This window comes from Pantoea sp. S61 (genome assembly GCF_016625145.1).
Taxonomy (GTDB): Bacteria; Pseudomonadota; Gammaproteobacteria; order Enterobacterales; family Enterobacteriaceae; genus Pantoea; species Pantoea rwandensis_B.
Genome location: NZ_JACVUO010000001.1, coordinates 505,263 through 525,089, shown reverse-complemented (window position 1 = coordinate 525,089; position 19,827 = coordinate 505,263). Strand labels below are relative to the sequence as shown.

The window sequence follows — 19,827 nt, the reverse complement described above, 5'->3', positions numbered from 1 at the left end:
ACAGGCGGCCTGAAGGCCGCCACTACGCTATATTCTCGCTATTTAAGACGGGCGCCTGATCAAGCAACCATTGAAGCAATAGCTTGATGTTGGGCGCTTCCTGCCGGGTTTTCGGCCACACCAGATAATAACCGTCACCTGTCGCCACCGGCTGGTTAAATGGCAGCACCAGTAAGCCGTTGTTGATCGCCTGCTGGCTGAGCAGCAGGTCACCTATTGAAACGCCATGTCCGCTAATCGCCGCCATCGTGCCCTGTTCCAGAGTATCGAACAGTTTGCCTTGCCACAGATTGATAATCGGTGCATCAGTTGCCCCCTGTGACCAGCGCAACCAATCGCGGCGATCGTGTGAAGGGTGAATCAATTCACAGCTTGCCAGTTGCGTTTGTGCTTGTCGTTTCAGCGCGGGGGCGCAAATCGGAATTAACCACTCCTGAAACAGCAAATGGCACTCGGTGTCTGCACCAAAATTTCCGTCACCCAACAAGATGGCGCAGTCAAAAGGTTCACGGGCAAAATCGACTTTGTCGGTGTCCATCCAAACGCTGGTAATCTGCACTTCAGGCGTTGAGTTTTGCTCACGATATGTTTGGAGTACATCCAGCAACCAACGCATGGTCAGTGTCGAAGGGGCCTTGAGGCGGAGTTGATGACCCTGCTGCGCGAAGGCGGCGCAAGCTTGCTCTAAAGAGGCAAATCCGACCTGTAATTGTGCCGCGAATACGCTACCCGCAGCGCTGATTTCGACCCTGGGCCCTTTACGGATAAACAGTTGGCAATCGAACCACTCTTCCAGGGTACGGATGTGACGGCTAATCGCGCCAGGAGTGACGTTGAGTGCGGCGGCGGCCTGGCTAAAAGACCCCAACTGCGCCGCACTGGCAAAGGCGCGCAACGCGTAAAGTGGAGGAAGCGTCATAAGGCAAACTCAATGTTGAGTAAAACTCACATTCAACGTCATTTTAAAGCGTTTTTCAACGAACAAACGAAAGGCAATACTGACGACCTTCTCATGCGTTTACAGGTCGTTGTCATGAACCTCTCACTGCTGCTGGCATATATGCTGGCGATTTTATTGCTGTTAATGACGCCAGGCCCGGTGGTGGCGCTGGTTACGGGCACGGCCGCACGTCACGGTTATCGCCGCGCTTTTGCCACCGTGGTGGGCACTAACGCGGCATCACTGGTGTTGATCGCGCTGGCTGCGCTGATGTTGACGGGATTGGTTTCGATCAATCCTCGGAGTTTGCAAGTCGCCGGGTTGCTGGGTTCCCTGTTTATGGGCGTGATTGCATGGCAAGGCTTACGTGCTGCAACCAGTGCAATCGCCCACCGGCCCGCAGCACAGGGTGGATTGCTGAAAGGCTTTGTGGTGGGCATCTCTAATCCAAAAGATATTCTGTTCTTTGCCGCGCTGTTTCCACAGTTTATCGCCATTACGCCCTATCTTAGCAGCAGCCTGATCACTCTGGCGCTGGTGTGGATGGCCTTCGATTTTGCGGTGCTGGCGTTTTACATCATCACCGTAAAACGCTGGCTGCCGGGTGCAAAACAGCTACGTATGGAGCGGGTATCAATGCTGATATTATTGCTGATCGCACTGGCGGGCGCGTTCTACAACCTGAGGGAGCTGTTGTTGTAGCGTGGTATTGAAGATTTTACCCACAACGCCGATAACGCATAGCGAATTGCTGCATGGAGCAGCTTAAAGGGAAAAATAATGAAAAAAGCATTGATAGCGTTAGCGGTTTTAACCCTGGCAGGGTGCGCCAGACCTTATGGATCAGCCGATACCATCATCAATCAGCAAATGGTCACACCGGATACCAGCAAGAAGCAGACGCCGGTTACCGTTACGCGCCTTAAGCAGTTTATTGGTAGTGCAAGCGGGGGATCCTGCAAATTCGTGGTGAACGTGGATGGTCAGGATGTCGCGATGTTGCGTCAAAACCAGTTTGTCACTGCGTATCTGGAAAATGGTCTGCACAAGTTACGCGTCAGTAATGACTGTTCAGTGATGAGCATGGGGATGCGTAAGTCGCTGGATATTGTGGCTGACGGCACGCCACAAGAGTACGCCACAGAAGTGGGCTTCTGGGGACAGTACCGCATGTGGCGCACTAAATAAGTTAAAAAGCGGAGTGATGCCAATGCCAGCGGCCATCAGGAGCACATTACCTGATGGTTGCAGTGGAAAAGCAGCCGCCGGCAAAAATGGCTTGTTCACGCATCAGTCTCAGTTCGGGATAAAAAAAGTGACGTTACCTTACACGGCGGTGAAAAGTAACGCCACTCCATTGGCGCATCCTGAATGACTGTCAGCGCGGTGAGCCGCACTCAGGCTTCTATTGCTGCGTAATCCCCTGTGCCTTCGGGCCATGGCGTAAGCAAATCGAAGCCGGTCTCGGTCACAGCAATGGTGTGTTCCCACTGCGCCGACAGCGAGCGATCTTTTGTCACCACCGTCCAGCCATCAGATAAAACACTGGTGCCTGCTTTACCGGCATTGATCATGGGCTCGATGGTGAAGATCATGCCTGCCTGCAGCGCAATCCCTGTGCCCGGCGTACCGTAGTGCAGAATCTGAGGCTCGCCGTGATAAATCTCACCGACACCGTGACCGCAATATTCACGCACCACTGAGAATCCGGCTTTCTCCGCCACCTGTTGGATCGCGGCGCCGATATCACCCAAAGTTGCACCGGGTTTGACGACTTTAATGCCCGCCACCATGGATTCGTAGGTGATATCGACCAGACGTTTAGCGCGCACCGATGGCTCACCCACGTAATACATGCGGCTGGTATCACCGTACCAGCCATCTTTAATGATACCGACGTCGATGTTGACGATATCGCCATTCTTGAGCTTTTTCTCACCAGGAATCCCATGGCACACCACGTGGTTTACCGACGTACAGGTGGTGCGCGTATAGCCGTGATAGCCAATATTGGCGGGAACAACCTTCAGTTCATTGACAATATAGTCATGGCAAATGGCGTCCAGTTCATCTGTGGTCACGCCGGGTTTGACGTAAGGGGTGATGATTTCCAGCACTTTTGCCGCGGTGTGTCCGGCAGCGCGTGCCAGTTCGATTTCTTCAGCAGTATGCAGTTTGATGGTCATTGCGCGATTCCCTGCGTGGTTAATGTAGGCTGGTCAAGCAGCTGCGCTAAATCTGCGCCGCCGTCACGTTCGACACGCATCAACAGTCGTGTCAGTTCCTGAAGGTTGAGGTCAGGATAAAGCTCAGCCAGCATGCCAATCTTCATCCAGTGCTCTGCCTGCGCATTGATGGAACGGCTTAACGCCGTGCTCGCGATACGCAGATTCTCATGCATCAGATCAGAAATTTTTACGATACCCATTATGCGATCCGTATATGAAACATAGTCGTTTTGCATATAGGTTACGCTGCGTCCGGATAAGATGGAAGGGGAAATATTGGTAAGTTTGCCGTGACCATGCACAGCATCTCCAACTTTTCGCCGTTTAAGCCTGCCAGGACGTGACATGTGGAGGAAAAGAGGGCAGAGGTAAAGATAGACTAAAGGAAAATACCCCGCGAAGCGGCTTAACATTCGTTGCAGAGTAATATCTCTGGATTTCCCCAGAGCAGGGTGCTGAATGTTTGGGATTTGAAACCTTAGCTAAAATAAAATAATCCACCGTAGAGGGATTAAGCTAATAATCGAGTGGCATCATTAAGAGAAAATCGGCAGCAACTTAGCGATACGGCAGAAATATATTTTCCGTGACGCATCACTTATTTGATGGTTTTCTGTGCTTATTGAAGTTCTGACAACAGATTGAATTTAATGCGCTAATTATTAAACCCTATTAATGAGTGTGCCATTGATAAGATGTCTGGGCAGCCGTAATCCTTGTTTTCAATTAACGCTTCGCTTAAATCAGGTGAAAGATCCCTTTACTCAGTTGTCATGTAAGCTTTTTGTAAAGATATTTCAGCATGACAAAACGTGATGGCGGGCATAGTATGGTGATATTCACCGGTAAATAATGAGCAAAATAGACGCAAAATGGCGGATATTCTCCTTAATGATAATGAAGTTATTCTTTTGAGTTCAGCATTGCTATCCGTACCAATAGAATGGGCGAGTGCAAATGAGCATAACTAACGAATTTAAGCCAGGCTGCATCACGCTCCAGGCACTTCGGACTCCAGATATCTGCCGTGACGATGTACTGAGCAAATTCACTGATTTGGTCAGTAAAACGCTGGATGTTCCCAGCAGTTTCATCTCTGTCCTTGACGATGATTTCCAATACATCAAAGCTGCTCACAACTTTAACGTCGGTGAAACGTTGCGTGCCGATTCATTGTGTCAGTACGTGGTAGAAGGGGATCAACCGCTGGTGGTGCCCGATACCCAACTGGACGCCTGTTTTTCCGTCAATCCTTTTGTTATTGGCGAACCTTTTGTTCGCTTTTATGCGGGCGTGCCACTGAAGAGCCAGGAAGGGCTGGTCTTAGGCACGCTGTGCGTGGTTGATAGCAAACCACACACCTTTAGCGCTGAAAAGCTGGCGACGATGACATTGCTATCACAACTGGTGATTTCCTTTCTGGAAGCCTGGCATTCTGTCGGTTTTACCGATCTGGTGACAGGATTGCCTAACCGACAGCAACTGATTCGAGACCTGCAATCCTTGCGTAATGCGGGTGATAACACACGGTATCGACTGGTGTTGATCGACTGCATCGATATGCCGCGAGCCTATGAGTTGGCGCGTTCGTTGGGCATGGCGCCAGTCGAAGGGCTGCTCAAAGATATGGCAACGTTACTGCCGCTACGTTTGCGTCCCGGCAAAAATGAACTGCTCTATACCGTGGCAACCGGGCGGTTCGCGCTATTAACCCAACAAGAAAGTCCATTGTGCGCCGAGTGGATTGCGCGACGCATGGAAGGCGTACGCGCCGAGATTGGCGAAGGTTTATCGGTCGATTTGGCGACGCATACCGGTGAAACCCTCTTTTCGCCGTCAGAAATTTCCGCTCAGGAAGCGCTGCGTCGAGCCGTTAGTGCGTTGCATGAAGCCATTTGTCGCGGTATCCCGTGTATGAGCTTCAGTGAGAAAAACGATGAGCGGCGTACGGATGACTTTACTCTCGTCAACGATTTGGCCACTGCTGTACGGCACAATCATGGCTTGTATCTGGTGTTCCAGCCGAAAATCTGTCTGAGCAGCGGTTTACCGATTGGTCTTGAAGCGCTGATTCGATGGCGCCATCCCACCCGAGGTGAGCTTTCTCCTTCAGTCTTCATCCCGCTCGCGGAACAAACCACGCTGCTGCAAGAGATCACCGAATGGGTCATTGATAAAACCATTGAGCGTTTGAAGCGGCTCAACGGACAAGGTATCCAGTTGCCTGTCACGGTGAATGTTAGCGTGCGCGACTTTAGTCAGGAAAGTTTTGCCGACAGACTCGAAAGTAAGATGATCAAGGCACGCCTGCCGACGAATCTGCTCGGCATTGAGTGCCTGGAAACCGAGCGCATCATCGAAAGCACGGCAGCAATCAGTGGCCTGGAAATGTTGAAACTGCGCGGTTTCGGTATTGCGCTGGACGATTTCGGCACCGGCTATAGCAATATCAGTTATCTGCGAAAAATGCCTCTGGATGTGGTCAAACTCGACCGTTCGATTGTCGGGGGACTTGCCACGGACACCGCGTCACGCATCATCACTCGCAGTATCATCACCATGCTTAAAGAACTGGATTACGTGGTGTTAGCTGAAGGCGTGGAAAATCTTGAGACGCTTGAAGCGTTAAAAGAATTCGGTTGCGATCAGGCGCAGGGGTTCTTTCATTCCCGCCCATTACCTGAAAGCGAACTGGATAATTGGTTGCGCTGGAAGTTAGGGTGATACCTCTGTCCTGACGTCATCGGTTCCTGCTTCACCCATTGCCAGAGCACTGGCGCTGGCGGGGTCAAACAGCGACAGACTCTCGATTTGATCAACCATAATGACTTTGCGAAACTCTAAAGCCGATTTGGGTTTTGACATAAAATCAATACCGTGTTCGTGGTACCAGCGGCTGTAATTGTGTTCAACAGCGAGGTTGAGCGTGCGCGCATCGCGATAACCGCTGAGCATCGGTATTAATACAATATTAGCCGTGCTGGCATATTCGAAAGTGGCGGCATGAATCATGCCAATGTAGATGCGTCGGGATTTTAGCGTTACCCAGGCTAACTCACCTTCTTCCATACACTGCAACAACATCTGCTCAATGCCGTTCGAACGCGACAATCGCTGATAGAGGTCGCGGCGGCTGCTGGCGGTTAATCGCGCGCTACCAGCCCAGTTAGAACGATACACACAAAACAGCAGGGCAAAGGCGAGCATAATCACTACCGGTGCCTGAATACCCAGAAAGCTCCATGTCATAAAATCCACATGCCAGCGGGCGTGTACGAGACTGCTAAGTGCAAACGTGTTGTTGAGTGCTGAAGCGGCGAGTAAGATCAGCCAAACAATCCCCGTTGCAAGCACCCCCTGCAAGACGAAAATACAGCCATAAAGCGCAATGAGAAAATAGACATCCCAGCCAAATGACCGTTTTATTTTTAAGCGACTCGACATGTCGCGGCTGGTATACCAATAGCCACATACCATCAGCACCATAAATATTGCCGTGCCCATTTAAATACCCTTCAACGTTTTGACATGATGGGAAAAATCGCGCTGTACTTTTGGGCTTAAAGGATTAACCGAAGCGTTACCATCTTCATCAATAATGATTCTGTCACCTTCCTGAATAGATTCTTTCATATCATCCTGACTCATGACCTGGAGCAATGACTCTGGGCTGTTAAAGAGGGAGCTAATAAAGCTAAACATGTTAATTTCCATTTCTCTGGGATGAAAACAGTATGGCACAAAACCAGTTGTTGTTCTGGCTTCTCTCATCCTCAAAGGGGATGTTTTTGAACTTTACAGATTAATCCGGTCATTTAATATATTTAAGCGAGGCCGTAATCTGGGGGTATTATTACCTGATGTTAATTCCTGATAAAAATTGATTTGTATTACAAATAGTAGACTATAGTTATTAAGAAACTATTTATGAGGTAATTTATGAAAAATCATAACGAAAATGAGCAACGTAAAAGGGAAGGTAATACGCATAAAAAGCTACCTGAGGCGGACCTTTATGCAGTAAATGCTCTTGAAGAAGCAGATCATCCTGCCAAAGATAATCCGAAAGATCATGGAGAGATCCCTCGTACACGCGATGACAGTAAAGATCACAAACATGATCCTTTTCAGGACAAATAACATGTTTGAAACGGGGTTGGATGTTTGCGTACAGCAATAACCCACAGGGTATTAAATAATGCGAGAGGAAGTTACCTCAGCCAGTATGGCATGGCTGAGGTGTGCCTATGATAGGATCAAGGTTCATCTATTCTTGAGACTTTTAGATGAGCATTTTCTCCTTTACCAAAGACTTTACCGCTGACTCGCACTTTATCCTCAGCATTGAAGGTTTTTCCCTTAAAAGTAGTGAGCGGTGCATCGATATTTACCGTGCCGGAACTGTCTCGGAATTGATAGGTATCGCCTTTAATCTTATGGGTGATGTAGCCTTCAAGCGTGCTATACCCACCCTGACGAAAGTCTTTTATCAGCGTCACTGGGGTTTCTGCCGTATCTTCAGAGCCTTTATAACCGGCATCCTCCTTATTTTGTGGCGGTGGCGTTTTACCTGGCTCAAAACCTCCCTTTTCAGCGTGAGCCCCGAAACTCAATGACAACATTAATGCAACCCATGCAGCTTTATGCATATCTCATCTCCGAGATGAATGTCTAATACTTAAGCCTGGCACAAATGAGGGAGAGTAAACGCAGCCGCAGAATAATAACTTCATTTTTAATTCTTCATTAAACGGCGAAAACTGTGGATAAGCAGTAGCTTGAAAGAAAATACCTCGTTTTAATGTGAGGGACATTGTGCACTAAGATTTTAAAACGAGTGATTTATTAGATTTAGTTTTTCAAACTGAGATCCAGTGATAAACGAAGCATGTAGTTAAGAAAACTCACTTTACTAGTCGCGGCTAGTTTTTAAAAAATATTTTACGCTTGTTTCACATAATCGGTTATCTAGTGCATCGCTTTAATCATCACCTAACTAAACTACCTATACCCAATCAGGGTGAATGGAGGTATGTATGTCAGAACGTCCAGATCCAGATGATGTTAAGCCACTGCCTGGCGACGATTTGCCTTTACCCGATGAAGAAGACGATGAGACTGACGATCGTGGCTTACCTGATGATCAAAAACCCATTATCTGATTCTCAATACAGAGCCGCTGCTGCGGCTCTTTCGTTCTATCTGAAGGTAAGTTTTGTTACAGAACAAAGGTTCAATCATTGGATGATGTATCATCTTTGATGTATTGCCGCATCGCTTCATGCATAGCACGATTACGATCTACCTCAAGTCCGCGCTCTTCATACTCTTTAGCCATGTTAATAATGACTTCATCGTACTTACCTTTGAAGCTAATGTTATTCAACGCAACCTGTTTAATCATCAGTTCGCGCAATACATCGGTTTCAATTTTTAACCGCTGCACGGTTTCCTCAAGTTCCTTTATTCTCTCTTCAGCTGACATCATCGCTCCCTATTAAAGTATGTTGATTAAGCAAGCCACGGTATTGAAATGAATATCGCATTGAAATGCTTATAACTCAAGCCTCTGCTTTTCAGTTTGAATAAGCGAGCCGTAAAGCACAGATGTGAGAGCAATAGCTTATTGTTTGGTTTATATTCACGGCGCATATTAACGACCCGCATTGATGACGCTGAAGCGCTGGAACCTTCCTATGATGAACATCTTCGCCCTGATTCTGGCCATTGCTGTGATTTTTAGCGGCCTGAGTTGGGCATATAGGCTTTGCATTGTCTCTCGCGTCAACGTTGAGAAGAAAAAAGCAAAGTCCTCGCTCATGCAGCAGAGCCTATCCAAACGTCTTCCGGGCTGGCTGGATACGCCCGCATCGCTCTTTCCGTTGCTTGTCATCGTGTTACTGGTTCGGGCTTTTGGCTGGGAGCCTTTTCGCATTCCTTCTGGCTCCATGATGCCAACCTTACTCACCGGCGACTGGGTGCTGGCAGATAAGTATTCATACGGGCTGCGAAATCCATTCAATCAGAAAACGCTGCTGGCCACCGGGCACCCTCAACGCGGTGATATTGCGATATTTACGTTTCCTCAGGACGAAACGCAGTTGTTCATTAAAAGAGTCATCGGTTTGCCCGGCGACAAAGTGATATTCAATCCAGCGACACAACAGCTCACTGTTTTCCCTTTTTGCCAGGACAATCAATCTTGTGCACCTGCGCTAGCCATTGACTATAGTGCGCTCAAAGCGGGCGAGTTCGTCGAGACTGCCGGAGCGCATCCGGGCTTCTATGCCAGGCCCATTGGCGAGGAAAAGCCTGCTGAACAGCGTTTACTGATGCGCACTGAAACGCTGGCGGGGGTGACGCATCGCATTTTGCAGAAACCTGAATTTACTGTTTCAGCATCGACGTTTTTCCATCAACCCGGTCAGCAGCCCGGAGAGTGGGTGGTGCCGGCGGATAGCTATTTTATGATGGGGGATAATCGTAACAACAGCTATGACAGCCGCTATTGGGGTTTTGTCCCTGAGCCTAATCTGGTGGGCAAAGCGGTGGCGATTGGATTCAGCGTGGAAAAACAGGAAGGGCAGTGGCCGACAGGGTTGAGGTTAGATCGCATTGGGCGGATCCAATAAGAGGAGATGCCAGTCCCTGGCAGAACAAATCCTAAAGCGCTTTACTCAGACTTTGTTGGAGGACGGCGACTTATCTTGCCTCCTTTCCGACCCGCTTCAATGGCGCGTTCAGGATCGTTTCTGAAGTTGCCTCCACTGGCTTTGCCTCCCGCTTTGCCAGCTTCTCTTGCCCGTGCCGGATCGTTAGCAAAATTCCCTGCACCGCCTCTGTAGCTCTGTTGTTTCATAGGAAGACCTCATATCAATGTTCCGTGAGAGATAAGGACTAGCTAGTCACTCCATAATTTTAGTGCGCGATTGCGGCTTCGTCAGCGCGGGATAATTAATATTTTGTAGTCTTTATCGCACAAAAAAAGAAATGTTATCCGATTTAAAATAGCCACTAATCACGATTAAATGATTTTTTAAATTGTTTAAGTAATAAACATGAAAATATTAAATGTTGAAGCCAATTTCTGGGCCGCGCTTGGCTTAGAAAAGCTATTGATATCTGCTGGTTACCAATTCTTATCCTGCACCTCTTTATGTGATGCAAAAAAAACATTAATCGATCAATCCATCGAAGTGATGATTATTGAGTTAAAAACCGAAGCTGATGATATTGAATCTTCCTATACGTTCTTACGCCTGTTGCAGGCACTTTATCCTTGTATCCGCGTGTTGGTACTGACTGACATTAAAGATGCCGCGCTGCTTAATTTTCTTGCCCATGAATTTCATTCGGTTTTATTTCTGACAAAAAAAGCCTCATTAGCCAGCATTGTTCAAAACGTCAATATACTCGCTGAGAAGAGACCTCATACCTCAACACGAAGCCGTGTGCCTTCGCTCTCGCTGCAAGAATTTCACATGCTGAAATGGCTTGCCCGATACAGCAGTCAGCAGGACATTGCCTTGCGTGTCAGACTGAATAACAAAACCATCAGTCACTATAAGCGATCGATTTACGCTAAGCTGAATTGTGAAAATAATGTTGAGTTTCATCATCGGCTTACGCAATACGGGTTTAATCGAACCCCTGTCGATTAATACTTCCACTGACGTTGTCCCTCTCTCATGACACCTGTTACGCCCGGTCAGTAAATGGCGTCTTTTGCCTGAGGCTTGAGAATTCCGGCTCGCAGGAGGAAGATATTCCCCTTTGCCAGGGCCGGGAATAGCCATGCTGATCACTTCCGAAAACACGCGCACTTTTAATACGGATACCCGACTCGCCTGTACGCTGGCGGCCGTGGCGGGCGCGCTGAACACTGCTGCATTTGAAACCGTCGGTTTTTTCTCAGCCAACATGACGGGCAACGTCTCGTCACTGTCCGACCATTTGGCGAAAGCGAATCTGCACGTTGGATTGTTCTTCCTGCTGATCGTGCTGCTTTTTATCGCCGGTTCTTCAGTTTCGACCCTGATCATCAACTCCGGCCGCAGACGACAAATTCGCGGGATTTATGCCATCAATATCCTGCTGGAAGGCGTGGCATTATTAGCGCTAGGCGTCATTGAGAGTTGGTTCAGCTTTAGTGAATCGGGAGTACTGCTGGTTCTCAGTTTGAGTTTTTTGATGGGATTACAAAACGCCGTGGTGACAAGAATTTCCAACGCACGCGTGCGCACCACCCATGTCTCCGGTACCGCCACCGATATTGGCATTGAACTGGCCATGCTGTTTGATGTGCTACGCCGTAAAGAGTCCCCGAAAGATGCACCGCTCTATATCGAACGTTTAAAACTGCATTTCTTCACGGTGATGGCATTTCTGTTCGGCGGCGTGCTGGGTATTCTGCTGCTCAACGCGCTGAGCTATAAACTGTTAATTTTGATTGGCGTGATGCTTTCTGCACTCGCTTTGTCTGCATTACAACGTGCCGGACATCTACTGCACTCCTGAACAATAATTGACGTCCCTCACATTTCTCAGCGTGTTTTTAGAAAACTGCTTGCTACTTTTTGGCAATGCTCCGCAATATAATCGGCGTTAAGGATTGTTACTGTTCGGCAGGCAAAACCTGAGGCGCGCCCTTTCTCGATAGCAGAGGGCGCGCCTCAGGTTTTTTTTTGCGCGAAATTCGGGGCGTTTTGCAGGAGAAAGGAAGATGCAATATCAGGAACTGGCAGATGACATTGTGGCAGGCGTGGGGGGAAAAGAGAACATTATCAGCGTGATGCATTGCGCAACGCGCCTGCGCTTCAAATTAAAAGAGCGTCAAAAAGCGCATACCGCCGAGTTAAAAAATAATCCTGGCGTCATTATGGTGGTAGAAAGCGGTGGACAATATCAGGTCGTCATCGGCAACCAGGTTGCGGAGGTCTATCGCGCGTTAACGGCACGCTATGCACTCGATCGTGCCGACAACGTGGAGGACACTACGCCACAAAACCTGTTTGCCCGTTTTATCGATCTGGTTTCCGGCATCTTTACACCGTTTATTGGTGTGATGATTGCGACAGGCATCATCAAGGGACTGCTGGCGTTGGCGCTGGTGCTCGGTGTGATGGAATCGAGCAGCGGTAGCTACAAAGTGTTGTTTGTCGCCAGCGATGGCCTGTTCTATTTCTTGCCGATTCTGCTCGGCTACAGTGCCGGGAAAAAATTTGGCGGTAACCCCTTTGTCAGTATGGCGATTGCCGCAGCGCTGGTGCATCCATTAATTCTGGAAGCGATGCAACAGCAGCAGGCAGGAAAGCCACTGACCTTTGTGGATATTCCGCTGGAAATCCTCAATTACAGCTCCTCGGTGATCCCGATTATCTTTGCTGCGTGGGTCTCAAGCTTGATTGAGCGTTGGGTACATCCGCGTTCACCTGGCGCGGTGCGCAACTTTACGACGCCGCTGGTGTGCTTGTTAATCACCGTGCCGCTCACCTTTCTGGCCATTGGCCCAGCCGCGACCTGGCTCAGCCGCTTGCTGGCAGAAGGCTATCTGTGGATTTACAGCCTCAGTCCGATGATGGCGGGGGCGGTGATGGGCGCGATCTGGCAAATCTGTGTGATTTTCGGCCTGCACTGGGGCCTGGTGCCGATCATGCTCAACAATCTGGCTAACTTCGGTCACGACACCTTACTGCCATTACTGATGCCGGCGGTATTAGGGCAGGCGGGCGCGACATTAGGGATCTTCCTGCGCACGCGTGATATCAAACTCAAAGCGATGGCGGGTTCGGCGTTCACCGCCAGTATTTTTGGCATCACCGAACCGGCGGTGTATGGCGTCACGCTGCCGCGTCGTCGTCCGTTTATTTTCGGCTGTATCGGTGGCGCGCTGGGTGCCGCCATTCTAGGCTTCTGGCACACCACCATTTACTCCTTTGGTTTTCCCAGCATTTTCACCTTCATCCAGGTCGTGCCCTCAACAGGTCTTGATGTCAGTGTGCTGGCATCCTTTGCCGGTGCCCTGGTGGCGCTGATTTTTGCCTGTGTCATGACCTATGTGTTTGGGCTGCAGGAGTCCGCGCCTCCGTCCGCTGTGGCGGAACCCGTAGCCGCACCCGCAACATTGACGCGCCGTGAAAGCGTCGTCAGCCCGATGGCGGGGGAAGTGTTATCACTGGAAAAAGTCAAAGATGAGACCTTCGCTAGCGGTTTACTCGGCAAAGGCGCGGCCATTCTGCCGCAAGTGGGCCGCGTGGTGTCGCCGGTCAATGGCGTGGTTTCTTCGATGTTCCGCACCGGACATGCCATTGGACTGACGTCAGATCAAGGCGCGGAAGTGCTGATCCATGTTGGACTCGATACCGTAAAACTCGATGGGCAATATTTCCATCCTCAGGTGCAAAACGATCAGCCGGTGAAAATAGGTGACGTGCTGCTGGAGTTTGATATTGAGGCGATTAAAAGCGCTGGGTTTGACCTCACCACACCGGTGCTGGTGAGTAACAGTGATGATTTTATTGATGTGTTAACCCTGAACAACAGCGCGGTGAGTGAAGGCTCGCCGCTGCTGGCCGTGCTGAAATAACCAAGGAGCAAGTAAATGACTACACGTTTCCCGGATGCATTTTTATGGGGTGGCGCCGTTGCCGCCAATCAGGTGGAAGGTGCCTGGCAGGAGGGCGGTAAAGGGTTATCGACCTCGGATCTGCAACCTAAAGGGATTTTCGGCGCGCGCGTTGAACGCAGCGGCGACGATTTTGGCATCAAAGACACGGCGATTGATTTCTATCATCGCTTCCCGGAAGACATCAAGCTGTTCGCGGAAATGGGCTTTACCGTGCTGCGCACCTCGATTGCCTGGACGCGTATCTTCCCGCAGGGCGACGAGGCACAACCCAACGAAGAGGGGCTGGCCTTTTACGATCGTTTATTTGATGAGATGGCAAAGTACAACATTACGCCATTAGTGACATTGTCACATTACGAAATGCCGTATGGCTTGATTAAAAAATACGGTGGCTGGGGAAATCGCATCACTATTGATTGTTTCGAACGCTATGCGCGTGCGGTGTTCACTCGCTTCCAGCATAAAGTGAAGCTGTGGCTGACGTTCAATGAAATCAACATGTCGTTACACGCGCCCTTTACCGGCGTCGGCTTGCCGGAAGAGAGCGATCAACAGGCGATCTATCAGGCCATCCACCATCAGTTGGTGGCGAGCGGTCGCGCCGTGCGAGCCTGCCATGAGATTGTGCAGGACGGTAAGATCGGCAACATGCTGCTGGGTGCGCTGCTCTATCCGCTCAGCTGCCGTCCGGCCGATGTGCTGGAAACTCTGCAGCAGAATCGTGAGTGGTTATTCTTTGGTGATGTGCAGGTGCGCGGCGCCTATCCGGCATACATGAAACGCTTCTTCGCCGATCGCGGAATCACAGTCTCCATCACCGATGAAGACAAACGTGACCTGCAGAACACCGTGGATTACATCTCCTTCAGTTATTACATGACCGGTTGCGTCACCACGAATGAAGAAGAGAACCAGAAAGCGCAGGGCAATATCTTGTCGATGGTGCCTAATCCGCATCTGGCCAGTTCAGAATGGGGCTGGCAGATTGATCCAGAAGGGCTGCGTATCCTGCTTAACATCTTGTATGACCGCTATCAGAAGCCACTGTTTATTGTGGAAAACGGGTTGGGTGCCAAAGATGTGGTTGAGGCCGATGGCAGTATTAATGACGATTACCGTATCCAGTATCTGAATGATCACTTAGTGCAGGTGCGGGAAGCCATTGAGGATGGTGTGGAAGTGATGGGCTACACCTGCTGGGGACCGATTGACCTGGTCAGCGCCTCCAAAGCCGAGTTCTCTAAACGTTACGGTTTTATCCATGTTGATCGCGATGATGCAGGCAACGGTACGCTGGAGCGTTCGCGTAAAAAGAGCTTTTTCTGGTATCAGGACGTCATTCGCAGCCACGGCGCGGCCTTGAAATAACCTCTTTAACGGGCGCGCAGGCGCCCGTTTTCACGCCTCGTCTGCATCTTCCTGCAACGCTAAAGTCTCTTTGCGTACCCGCTCAATATGGATGGTGAGAAACATGCGCTCTTCAGCAGACAGGGCATAGCGGTATTTGTGCTGGATGTGGCTGTCGATCTTTAGCGCGCATTGATAGGCAATGGGATATTTATCGCGCACCACATCGTGCAAAGACTCATCTTCACTGCATACGCCGCGTTTCCCGAGCATGCGCTGGGCAAAAAACTTCAGGTGGTTGACGAAGCGGTTGTAGCTCAGGCTGTCGGTGCGGTAATCCAGCTGCAACCGGTACTTCACGATATGCAAAATCTCCTGCATAAATTGCGTCACGTGAGAGACATCGGCAAATTCACTGCCCAATTGTGCATTGACCAAATGCAGGGCGATAAAGCCCGCTTCATCGTCAGGCAAGGCCACATTAAGACGTTTGTCTATCAATGCCAGTGCTTCCATGCCAATCGCGAACTCTTTTGGATAGAGCGTTTTGATCTCCCACTTCAGTACATTGCGAATCGGCATGCCCTGCTGATGGCGCTCAATGGCGAAATGACAGTGGTCGCAAAGCGCAATCGAAAGGCTCTCATGCAGCGGCTGGCCCAGCTGTTGACGTGCATTGGCGATGATTAACTCGCTGGTGGTGATGACTTCCAGCGGGATGTCGGAAAGCAGTTCGCTGAGCCTGCCTGTCAGAGTGTCACTTTGCAAAGCGAAGACTTTCTCAATCTGTTGCGTATCCAGCGCATCACCCACGCGCTTCTGAAAAGCCAGCCCGCGCCCCATGACGACCTGTTCTTTGCCGTTCTCGCCCAGTACGACCACGACGTTGTTATTGAGGACCTTCGCGATTTTCATGTTTTATCTGCCCTGAAAAAGAAAAAACCTGACCCACCGGGAGGGCGGCGTGTCAGGTTTTGCCTGCGTTTGCACGCAGTAACAATCTGGCGAGATCATAAGCGGCTGCGTGATTCCGACAAGCGAGAGAGCGGTGATATGTGAGTTACGTCATGTTTTTGCGCCGCTGGAGACTCGTCACACGGGAGACCCTTCCGTCGCTATCTCGATTTTTGCCAAAATGCGCCGGTTGATGATGCGCAAAAGCCTGTGCGAAAGCGAAACGTAAAGAAACAATCGGCATCGCAGATCCTCTGGAAGGGGCGCTGGATGGGCGTTTTGCACCAATTCCGGGCGCCAGGTAAGGATATTCGTAAGGATAGCGTAAAGAAATGATCTGGTTTTCATTAAAGGTTTGCCTTAAGTCGCCGATAGTACCGTAACGTCAAAATAACAGGAGTTACGTACATGGCCGGGATTTCAACTTTAGGTGTGGGTTCAGGACTGGGTTTAAGTACCATTTTGGATAAGCTGACCGCCGCTGAAAAACAGTCACTGACACCGATTTCAAAGCAGCAGTCTGCCGCCACGGCGAAGCTTTCTGCTTATGGCACACTTAAAACCGCGATTCAGGCTTTTCAGACGGCTAACACCAAATTAAAAGATGCGAGTCTCTATACGGCGACCAGTACCACTTCCAGTTCGAGTGCATTTAGCGCGGATACCAATGGCAGCGCGCTGGCAGGGAAATACACCATCAGCGTGGATCACCTGGCGCAATCACAAACGCTGACCAGCGATGCGAAAACCGATGTCAAAGCGGCTATTGGCAGCGATGCGGCATCGCGTACCCTGAAATTTGTCACTGCGGATGGCAAAGAGAAGAGCATTACGTTAACCAAAGATCAGACATCCCTGACAGCGCTGCGTGACACCATTAATAAGTCCGATGTGGGTATCAGCGCCAGTTTGATTAAAGTATCGGGAACCGAGTATCGCCTGTCCTTGACTTCTAAGGCGACAGGGACAGACCATGCGGTGACATCTCTTAGCGTCACGGGTGATGATACGCTGCATGGTTTTATTGGATTTGATAAGTCCGATCAAACCAACAGTCACCTTATTCAGAGTGTGGAAGCGCAAAATGCCAGCCTGACCGTCAACAATGTGGCGATTCAAAGCAGCAGTAACACCATTGAAGACGCCGTGGAAGGGATTACGCTCAAGCTCAACGATCAGACGACCGGCACTCAGACATTGACCGTCAGTGCAGACACCAGCAAGGCGAAAAGTGCCATCACCGATTGGGTGAATGCCTACAATTCACTGCAAGATACGATGGGCAATCTTACCCGCTACACAGCGGTGGATGCGGGTAAAGAACCGGACAGCAAAAACGGTGCACTGCTGGGTGACGGCACGCTGCGTAACATCCAGACCCAGTTGAAGAGCATTATTGCCAACTCGTCCGGTTCGGGAGTCTACAAAACGCTCAGCCAGGCGGGTATTACGACCGATCCCACCGATGGAAAATTGAAGCTGGATGCGGACAAACTTTCCAATGCACTGAAAGTCAGGCCTGACGCCATTCGCGATATGTATACCGGTGATGGTAAGAAAACCGGCGTCACCACGGTACTGGATACCACTTTTACCGCGTTTCTGAGCAGTAAAGGCGTGATTCAGGGGGCGACGGATAGCATCAGTAAAAAACTGAACCAGCTGACCGATCAGTACAACACCACCAGTAAACGCATTGATGACAAGATTGCGCGTTACAAAACCCAGTTCACCAATCTGGATAAAGTGGTTAGCGTTCTGAATAGCACCAGCAACTATCTCACACAGCAGTTTGATAATATGACCAGCAGCAACAGCAAAAAATAGTTATTCCCGCGCTGCGGGCTTATCAGGGCACTTTTTCGTGCCCGAATGATGAATATCGTCGTCTATTTGCATTGAATCATACTCGCTCAATAGATAAGTAAGTGCTAATGTGTGTGCTATCCCCATTTTTTGCGGAGTGGTACCATGCTTGACATTAACTCAACGTCTTCTGAAGCTGCAGCAGCGTCCCTTAGCTCATCGTTGATGGAACATCTGATCAACGCCCGTAAGATCTTCATTACCGGCACCGTGGATGAAAAGATGGCGAAAGAGGTGGTGCAGCATTTACACATCCTGGCAGCGATTAATCACCAGCCGATTACCGTATTTATCAACTCTCCTGGCGGACATGCGGAATCCGGCGACATGATCTTTGATGCCATCCGATTTATCGCGCCGGAGGTCATCATGATCGGTTCGGGTTGCGTCGCCAGCGCCGGCGCGCTCATCTATGTGGCGGCCAAAAAGGCGCATCGTTACGCGTTGCCTAACACGCGTTTCCTGCTGCATCAGCCCTCAGGTGGCATGCAAGGCCCCGCCAGCAATATGCAAATCTACAGCAATGAGATCGTGCGTATGAAAAACCGTCTTAACCTCATCTTCGCTGACGCCACTGGGCAGCCAATCGAAAAAATCGAGCAGGATACCCAGCGCGATTTCTGGTTGAGTGCGGAGCAGGCGCTGGAATACGGTTTGGTGAACAAAGTGATCATCACCGAGCAGGAAATTGCGGCAGATTATCTTGCTGCTTAAATAAGCCAGTGCTAATGTCATCGACATGATTGAAAATGCGATATTCAAAGCACTGGCGGATCCGACCCGTCGTGCCATATTTGAAAAGCTGTCGGTGGGGCGCATGAATGCCACGGCGTTGCGCGACGGGATGGAGATCAGCCAATCGGCGATGTCTCAGCATCTCGCGGTGTTGCGGGGGGCGGGGCTGGTGCGTGAAGAGCGGCAAGGGCGCTTTGTGAACTATGAAGTCGATCCGGTTGGCATGACGTTTCTGGTCAACTGGTTAGCCAGGTATCGTGCGTTTTGGCCGACACGCATTGATGCCCTGAAAAGTTTGCTGAAGGATATGGACCAATAAGTGAAGCCGAGACAGCGATCGAACGTGTTGAGGAGTATCAACTGGACGCGCCACCGGAGAAAGTGTGGCGCGCCATCAGTATCGCCGAATACCGGGAAGCCTGGCTGCCCGATGCGGTATTAGCTGACGCTGAACCCCTTGCCTGTGAACCTGGCAAAGCGATCCGTTATCGTATGCGTGATGACACGCCCCCCTACCTGGAGAGCGAAGTGTCCTTCGTGATCGCGCCGGATGACGCCGGTGGCACCTTGTTGACCATTGTTCATCGCCTGAGCGATCCGCGTCTGCAAGCGGCTAACGATGGATTCAGTCCGCTCATGCTGGCCGCCTAACAGAACTGGTTAATCATTGAGAGCAGCATCGGTTTTAAGTTGCTCAACTCTTCCAGATGCGCGAGCGAGAGCGACTCCAGTAGCTGCTCCGCTTCTGCCGTCAATCGCAAAAAGGTTTTGCGCTGATCAGTTTGATCTGGCTCGCGTAGCACCAGTCCCGCCTCTTCTAACCGACTTAACAAGCCGGACGCACTGTGTGGTTTTAACATCAGACGCTCTGCCACATAACCCACTGTGGCGTTGCCCAACGCGGTACCGCGAATGGTCAGCAGTGCCTGGTGCTGTTGCGGCGTTAACCCTACGCTGCGTGCTTGCGTTTCACTGAAGGCCATAAAGGTGCGCAAGGTGGCGCGGAAGTCCGCCAGTAGCGCGTAATCGGCATCTTTCATTTTGGGTTGTGACATGTTGAAAACCTTTCTGCATTGAATTTATATCGCATTGCGATGTAAATTGCGCCTTTCGATAATGTAACCAGGAGC

Annotated in this window: 25 protein-coding genes; 15 read left to right on the top strand and 10 right to left on the bottom strand. The window is 50.2% G+C overall.

Annotation, left to right across the window (positions count from 1 at the left end; genetic code table 11):
- Nucleotides 1-22: 22 nt before the first annotated feature.
- The gene (locus tag IAE30_RS02580) at nt 23-919 is read right to left on the bottom strand and encodes a LysR substrate-binding domain-containing protein (RefSeq protein ID WP_200678289.1); all 897 of its coding nucleotides are present in this window, start codon (nt 917-919) and stop codon (nt 23-25) included.
- A gap of 114 nt (nt 920-1,033) precedes the next feature.
- On the opposite strand from IAE30_RS02580, the gene IAE30_RS02575 reads away from it, so the two are divergent.
- The 3 genes from IAE30_RS02575 to IAE30_RS02565 all read left to right on the top strand — a co-directional run bounded on the left by IAE30_RS02575 (nt 1,034) and on the right by IAE30_RS02565 (nt 2,315).
- Nucleotides 1,034-1,642: a LysE family translocator gene (locus IAE30_RS02575; RefSeq protein ID WP_200537796.1), complete on the top strand. Its 609-nt coding sequence runs from the start codon at nt 1,034-1,036 to the stop codon at nt 1,640-1,642.
- A gap of 78 nt (nt 1,643-1,720) precedes the next feature.
- Nucleotides 1,721-2,128: a hypothetical protein gene (locus tag IAE30_RS02570; RefSeq protein ID WP_200537491.1), complete on the top strand. Its 408-nt coding sequence runs from the start codon at nt 1,721-1,723 to the stop codon at nt 2,126-2,128.
- Between the two features lie 22 nt (nt 2,129-2,150).
- Complete coding sequence (locus tag IAE30_RS02565; RefSeq protein ID WP_200537492.1) at nt 2,151-2,315, top strand: hypothetical protein; 165 nt, start codon at nt 2,151-2,153, stop codon at nt 2,313-2,315.
- Between the two features lie 22 nt (nt 2,316-2,337).
- On the opposite strand, the gene map is transcribed toward IAE30_RS02565, so the two are convergent.
- Together map and IAE30_RS02555 are read right to left on the bottom strand one after the other, a co-directional pair.
- Nucleotides 2,338-3,126: a type I methionyl aminopeptidase gene (map, locus tag IAE30_RS02560; protein ID WP_200678287.1), complete on the bottom strand. Its 789-nt coding sequence runs from the start codon at nt 3,124-3,126 to the stop codon at nt 2,338-2,340.
- Nucleotides 3,123-3,368, bottom strand: a complete 246-nt coding sequence (locus IAE30_RS02555) for a ParD-like family protein (protein ID WP_045832646.1) — start codon at nt 3,366-3,368, stop codon at nt 3,123-3,125. Before IAE30_RS02555 ends, map begins: the two co-directional genes overlap by 4 nt.
- Before the next feature lie 751 nt (nt 3,369-4,119).
- On the opposite strand from IAE30_RS02555, the gene IAE30_RS02550 reads away from it, so the two are divergent.
- Entirely contained in the window at nt 4,120-5,892 is a 1,773-nt protein-coding gene (locus IAE30_RS02550) for an EAL domain-containing protein (protein WP_370585460.1), read from the top strand.
- Here the strand turns inward: IAE30_RS02550 and IAE30_RS02545 are convergent.
- Together IAE30_RS02545 and IAE30_RS02540 are read right to left on the bottom strand one after the other, a co-directional pair.
- On the bottom strand, nt 5,884-6,672 hold the full coding sequence (locus IAE30_RS02545) for a hypothetical protein (protein WP_200537495.1): 789 nt from the start codon (nt 6,670-6,672) through the stop codon (nt 5,884-5,886). The two genes, IAE30_RS02550 and IAE30_RS02545, sit on opposite strands and share 9 nt — an antisense overlap.
- Nucleotides 6,673-6,870 carry a hypothetical protein gene (locus tag IAE30_RS02540; protein WP_045814535.1) on the bottom strand — a complete coding sequence of 66 codons (198 nt, stop codon included), beginning with the start codon at nt 6,868-6,870 and terminating at the stop codon, nt 6,673-6,675.
- 237 nt (nt 6,871-7,107) lie between these two features.
- On the opposite strand from IAE30_RS02540, the gene IAE30_RS02535 reads away from it, so the two are divergent.
- Nucleotides 7,108-7,308, top strand: coding sequence for a hypothetical protein (locus IAE30_RS02535; protein WP_200678283.1), 201 nt, complete (start codon nt 7,108-7,110; stop codon nt 7,306-7,308).
- Between the two features lie 116 nt (nt 7,309-7,424).
- On the opposite strand, the gene IAE30_RS02530 is transcribed toward IAE30_RS02535, so the two are convergent.
- Complete coding sequence (locus tag IAE30_RS02530) at nt 7,425-7,817, bottom strand: YgiW/YdeI family stress tolerance OB fold protein (RefSeq protein ID WP_200678282.1); 393 nt, start codon at nt 7,815-7,817, stop codon at nt 7,425-7,427.
- Nucleotides 7,818-8,204: 387 nt separating this feature from the next.
- Between IAE30_RS02530 and IAE30_RS30240 the strand changes: the two genes are divergently transcribed.
- Complete coding sequence (locus IAE30_RS30240) at nt 8,205-8,330, top strand: hypothetical protein (protein ID WP_255352476.1); 126 nt, start codon at nt 8,205-8,207, stop codon at nt 8,328-8,330.
- A 71-nt stretch (nt 8,331-8,401) separates the two neighbouring features.
- On the opposite strand, the gene IAE30_RS02525 is transcribed toward IAE30_RS30240, so the two are convergent.
- Nucleotides 8,402-8,656 carry a hypothetical protein gene (locus IAE30_RS02525; protein WP_234465385.1) on the bottom strand — a complete coding sequence of 85 codons (255 nt, stop codon included), beginning with the start codon at nt 8,654-8,656 and terminating at the stop codon, nt 8,402-8,404.
- Between the two features lie 208 nt (nt 8,657-8,864).
- Here IAE30_RS02525 and lepB point away from each other — a divergent pair, with 208 nt between their 5' ends.
- The gene (gene lepB, locus IAE30_RS02520; RefSeq protein WP_200678279.1) at nt 8,865-9,800 is read left to right on the top strand and encodes a signal peptidase I; all 936 of its coding nucleotides are present in this window, start codon (nt 8,865-8,867) and stop codon (nt 9,798-9,800) included.
- Nucleotides 9,801-9,841: 41 nt separating this feature from the next.
- Here the strand turns inward: lepB and IAE30_RS02515 are convergent, their stop codons facing one another.
- Nucleotides 9,842-10,027 (bottom strand): general stress protein, encoded by a 186-nt coding sequence (locus tag IAE30_RS02515; RefSeq protein ID WP_200537500.1) that lies wholly within the window; start codon nt 10,025-10,027, stop codon nt 9,842-9,844.
- A 199-nt stretch (nt 10,028-10,226) separates the two neighbouring features.
- Between IAE30_RS02515 and IAE30_RS02510 the strand changes: the two genes are divergently transcribed.
- The 4 genes from IAE30_RS02510 to IAE30_RS02495 all read left to right on the top strand — a co-directional run bounded on the left by IAE30_RS02510 (nt 10,227) and on the right by IAE30_RS02495 (nt 15,163).
- Entirely contained in the window at nt 10,227-10,829 is a 603-nt protein-coding gene (locus IAE30_RS02510) for a LuxR C-terminal-related transcriptional regulator (protein ID WP_200678277.1), read from the top strand.
- 133 nt (nt 10,830-10,962) lie between these two features.
- Entirely contained in the window at nt 10,963-11,685 is a 723-nt protein-coding gene (locus IAE30_RS02505; RefSeq protein WP_045832653.1) for a YoaK family protein, read from the top strand.
- Nucleotides 11,686-11,890: 205 nt separating this feature from the next.
- Entirely contained in the window at nt 11,891-13,753 is a 1,863-nt protein-coding gene (gene bglF / locus IAE30_RS02500) for a PTS beta-glucoside transporter subunit IIABC (protein WP_200678276.1), read from the top strand.
- A 15-nt stretch (nt 13,754-13,768) separates the two neighbouring features.
- Nucleotides 13,769-15,163 carry a glycoside hydrolase family 1 protein gene (locus tag IAE30_RS02495; protein WP_045814543.1) on the top strand — a complete coding sequence of 465 codons (1,395 nt, stop codon included), beginning with the start codon at nt 13,769-13,771 and terminating at the stop codon, nt 15,161-15,163.
- A 30-nt stretch (nt 15,164-15,193) separates the two neighbouring features.
- On the opposite strand, the gene licT is transcribed toward IAE30_RS02495, so the two are convergent.
- Nucleotides 15,194-16,057 (bottom strand): BglG family transcription antiterminator LicT, encoded by an 864-nt coding sequence (gene licT / locus IAE30_RS02490; protein ID WP_200678275.1) that lies wholly within the window; start codon nt 16,055-16,057, stop codon nt 15,194-15,196.
- Between the two features lie 447 nt (nt 16,058-16,504).
- On the opposite strand from licT, the gene fliD reads away from it, so the two are divergent.
- The 4 genes from fliD to IAE30_RS02470 all read left to right on the top strand — a co-directional run bounded on the left by fliD (nt 16,505) and on the right by IAE30_RS02470 (nt 19,348).
- Nucleotides 16,505-17,923, top strand: a complete 1,419-nt coding sequence (gene fliD, locus IAE30_RS02485) for a flagellar filament capping protein FliD (protein ID WP_200678269.1) — start codon at nt 16,505-16,507, stop codon at nt 17,921-17,923.
- A 144-nt stretch (nt 17,924-18,067) separates the two neighbouring features.
- Nucleotides 18,068-18,676, top strand: coding sequence for an ATP-dependent Clp protease proteolytic subunit (locus IAE30_RS02480; RefSeq protein WP_200537506.1), 609 nt, complete (start codon nt 18,068-18,070; stop codon nt 18,674-18,676).
- 25 nt (nt 18,677-18,701) lie between these two features.
- Entirely contained in the window at nt 18,702-19,016 is a 315-nt protein-coding gene (locus tag IAE30_RS02475; RefSeq protein ID WP_045814547.1) for a helix-turn-helix transcriptional regulator, read from the top strand.
- Between the two features lie 62 nt (nt 19,017-19,078).
- Complete coding sequence (locus IAE30_RS02470; protein ID WP_370585458.1) at nt 19,079-19,348, top strand: polyketide cyclase; 270 nt, start codon at nt 19,079-19,081, stop codon at nt 19,346-19,348.
- Here IAE30_RS02470 and IAE30_RS02465 read toward each other — a convergent pair.
- On the bottom strand, nt 19,345-19,752 hold the full coding sequence (locus IAE30_RS02465) for a MarR family winged helix-turn-helix transcriptional regulator (RefSeq protein WP_200537508.1): 408 nt from the start codon (nt 19,750-19,752) through the stop codon (nt 19,345-19,347). The two genes, IAE30_RS02470 and IAE30_RS02465, sit on opposite strands and share 4 nt — an antisense overlap.
- Nucleotides 19,753-19,827: the final 75 nt, after the last annotated feature.

Bases quoted from the DNA above. Each gene is read 5' to 3' on its own strand.
- IAE30_RS02465 (WP_200537508.1), bottom strand. From the start codon at position 19,752: ATGTCACAACCCAAAATGAAAGATGCCGATTACGCGCTACTGGCGGAC.
- IAE30_RS02575 (WP_200537796.1), top strand. From the start codon at position 1,034: ATGAACCTCTCACTGCTGCTGGCATATATGCTGGCGATTTTATTGCTG.
- IAE30_RS02580 (WP_200678289.1), bottom strand. From the start codon at position 919: ATGACGCTTCCTCCACTTTACGCGTTGCGCGCCTTTGCCAGTGCGGCG.
- IAE30_RS02570 (WP_200537491.1), top strand. From the start codon at position 1,721: ATGAAAAAAGCATTGATAGCGTTAGCGGTTTTAACCCTGGCAGGGTGC.
- IAE30_RS02480 (WP_200537506.1), top strand. From the start codon at position 18,068: ATGCTTGACATTAACTCAACGTCTTCTGAAGCTGCAGCAGCGTCCCTT.
- IAE30_RS02565 (WP_200537492.1), top strand. From the start codon at position 2,151: ATGCCAGCGGCCATCAGGAGCACATTACCTGATGGTTGCAGTGGAAAA.
- IAE30_RS02515 (WP_200537500.1), bottom strand. From the start codon at position 10,027: ATGAAACAACAGAGCTACAGAGGCGGTGCAGGGAATTTTGCTAACGAT.
- IAE30_RS02510 (WP_200678277.1), top strand. From the start codon at position 10,227: ATGAAAATATTAAATGTTGAAGCCAATTTCTGGGCCGCGCTTGGCTTA.
- IAE30_RS02530 (WP_200678282.1), bottom strand. From the start codon at position 7,817: ATGCATAAAGCTGCATGGGTTGCATTAATGTTGTCATTGAGTTTCGGG.
- licT (WP_200678275.1), bottom strand. From the start codon at position 16,057: ATGAAAATCGCGAAGGTCCTCAATAACAACGTCGTGGTCGTACTGGGC.
- IAE30_RS02505 (WP_045832653.1), top strand. From the start codon at position 10,963: ATGCTGATCACTTCCGAAAACACGCGCACTTTTAATACGGATACCCGA.
- bglF (WP_200678276.1), top strand. From the start codon at position 11,891: ATGCAATATCAGGAACTGGCAGATGACATTGTGGCAGGCGTGGGGGGA.
- IAE30_RS30240 (WP_255352476.1), top strand. From the start codon at position 8,205: ATGTCAGAACGTCCAGATCCAGATGATGTTAAGCCACTGCCTGGCGAC.
- IAE30_RS02535 (WP_200678283.1), top strand. From the start codon at position 7,108: ATGAAAAATCATAACGAAAATGAGCAACGTAAAAGGGAAGGTAATACG.
- IAE30_RS02475 (WP_045814547.1), top strand. From the start codon at position 18,702: ATGATTGAAAATGCGATATTCAAAGCACTGGCGGATCCGACCCGTCGT.
- IAE30_RS02540 (WP_045814535.1), bottom strand. From the start codon at position 6,870: ATGTTTAGCTTTATTAGCTCCCTCTTTAACAGCCCAGAGTCATTGCTC.
- map (WP_200678287.1), bottom strand. From the start codon at position 3,126: ATGACCATCAAACTGCATACTGCTGAAGAAATCGAACTGGCACGCGCT.
- lepB (WP_200678279.1), top strand. From the start codon at position 8,865: ATGATGAACATCTTCGCCCTGATTCTGGCCATTGCTGTGATTTTTAGC.
- IAE30_RS02525 (WP_234465385.1), bottom strand. From the start codon at position 8,656: ATGATGTCAGCTGAAGAGAGAATAAAGGAACTTGAGGAAACCGTGCAG.
- IAE30_RS02545 (WP_200537495.1), bottom strand. From the start codon at position 6,672: ATGGGCACGGCAATATTTATGGTGCTGATGGTATGTGGCTATTGGTAT.
- fliD (WP_200678269.1), top strand. From the start codon at position 16,505: ATGGCCGGGATTTCAACTTTAGGTGTGGGTTCAGGACTGGGTTTAAGT.
- IAE30_RS02555 (WP_045832646.1), bottom strand. From the start codon at position 3,368: ATGGGTATCGTAAAAATTTCTGATCTGATGCATGAGAATCTGCGTATC.
- IAE30_RS02495 (WP_045814543.1), top strand. From the start codon at position 13,769: ATGACTACACGTTTCCCGGATGCATTTTTATGGGGTGGCGCCGTTGCC.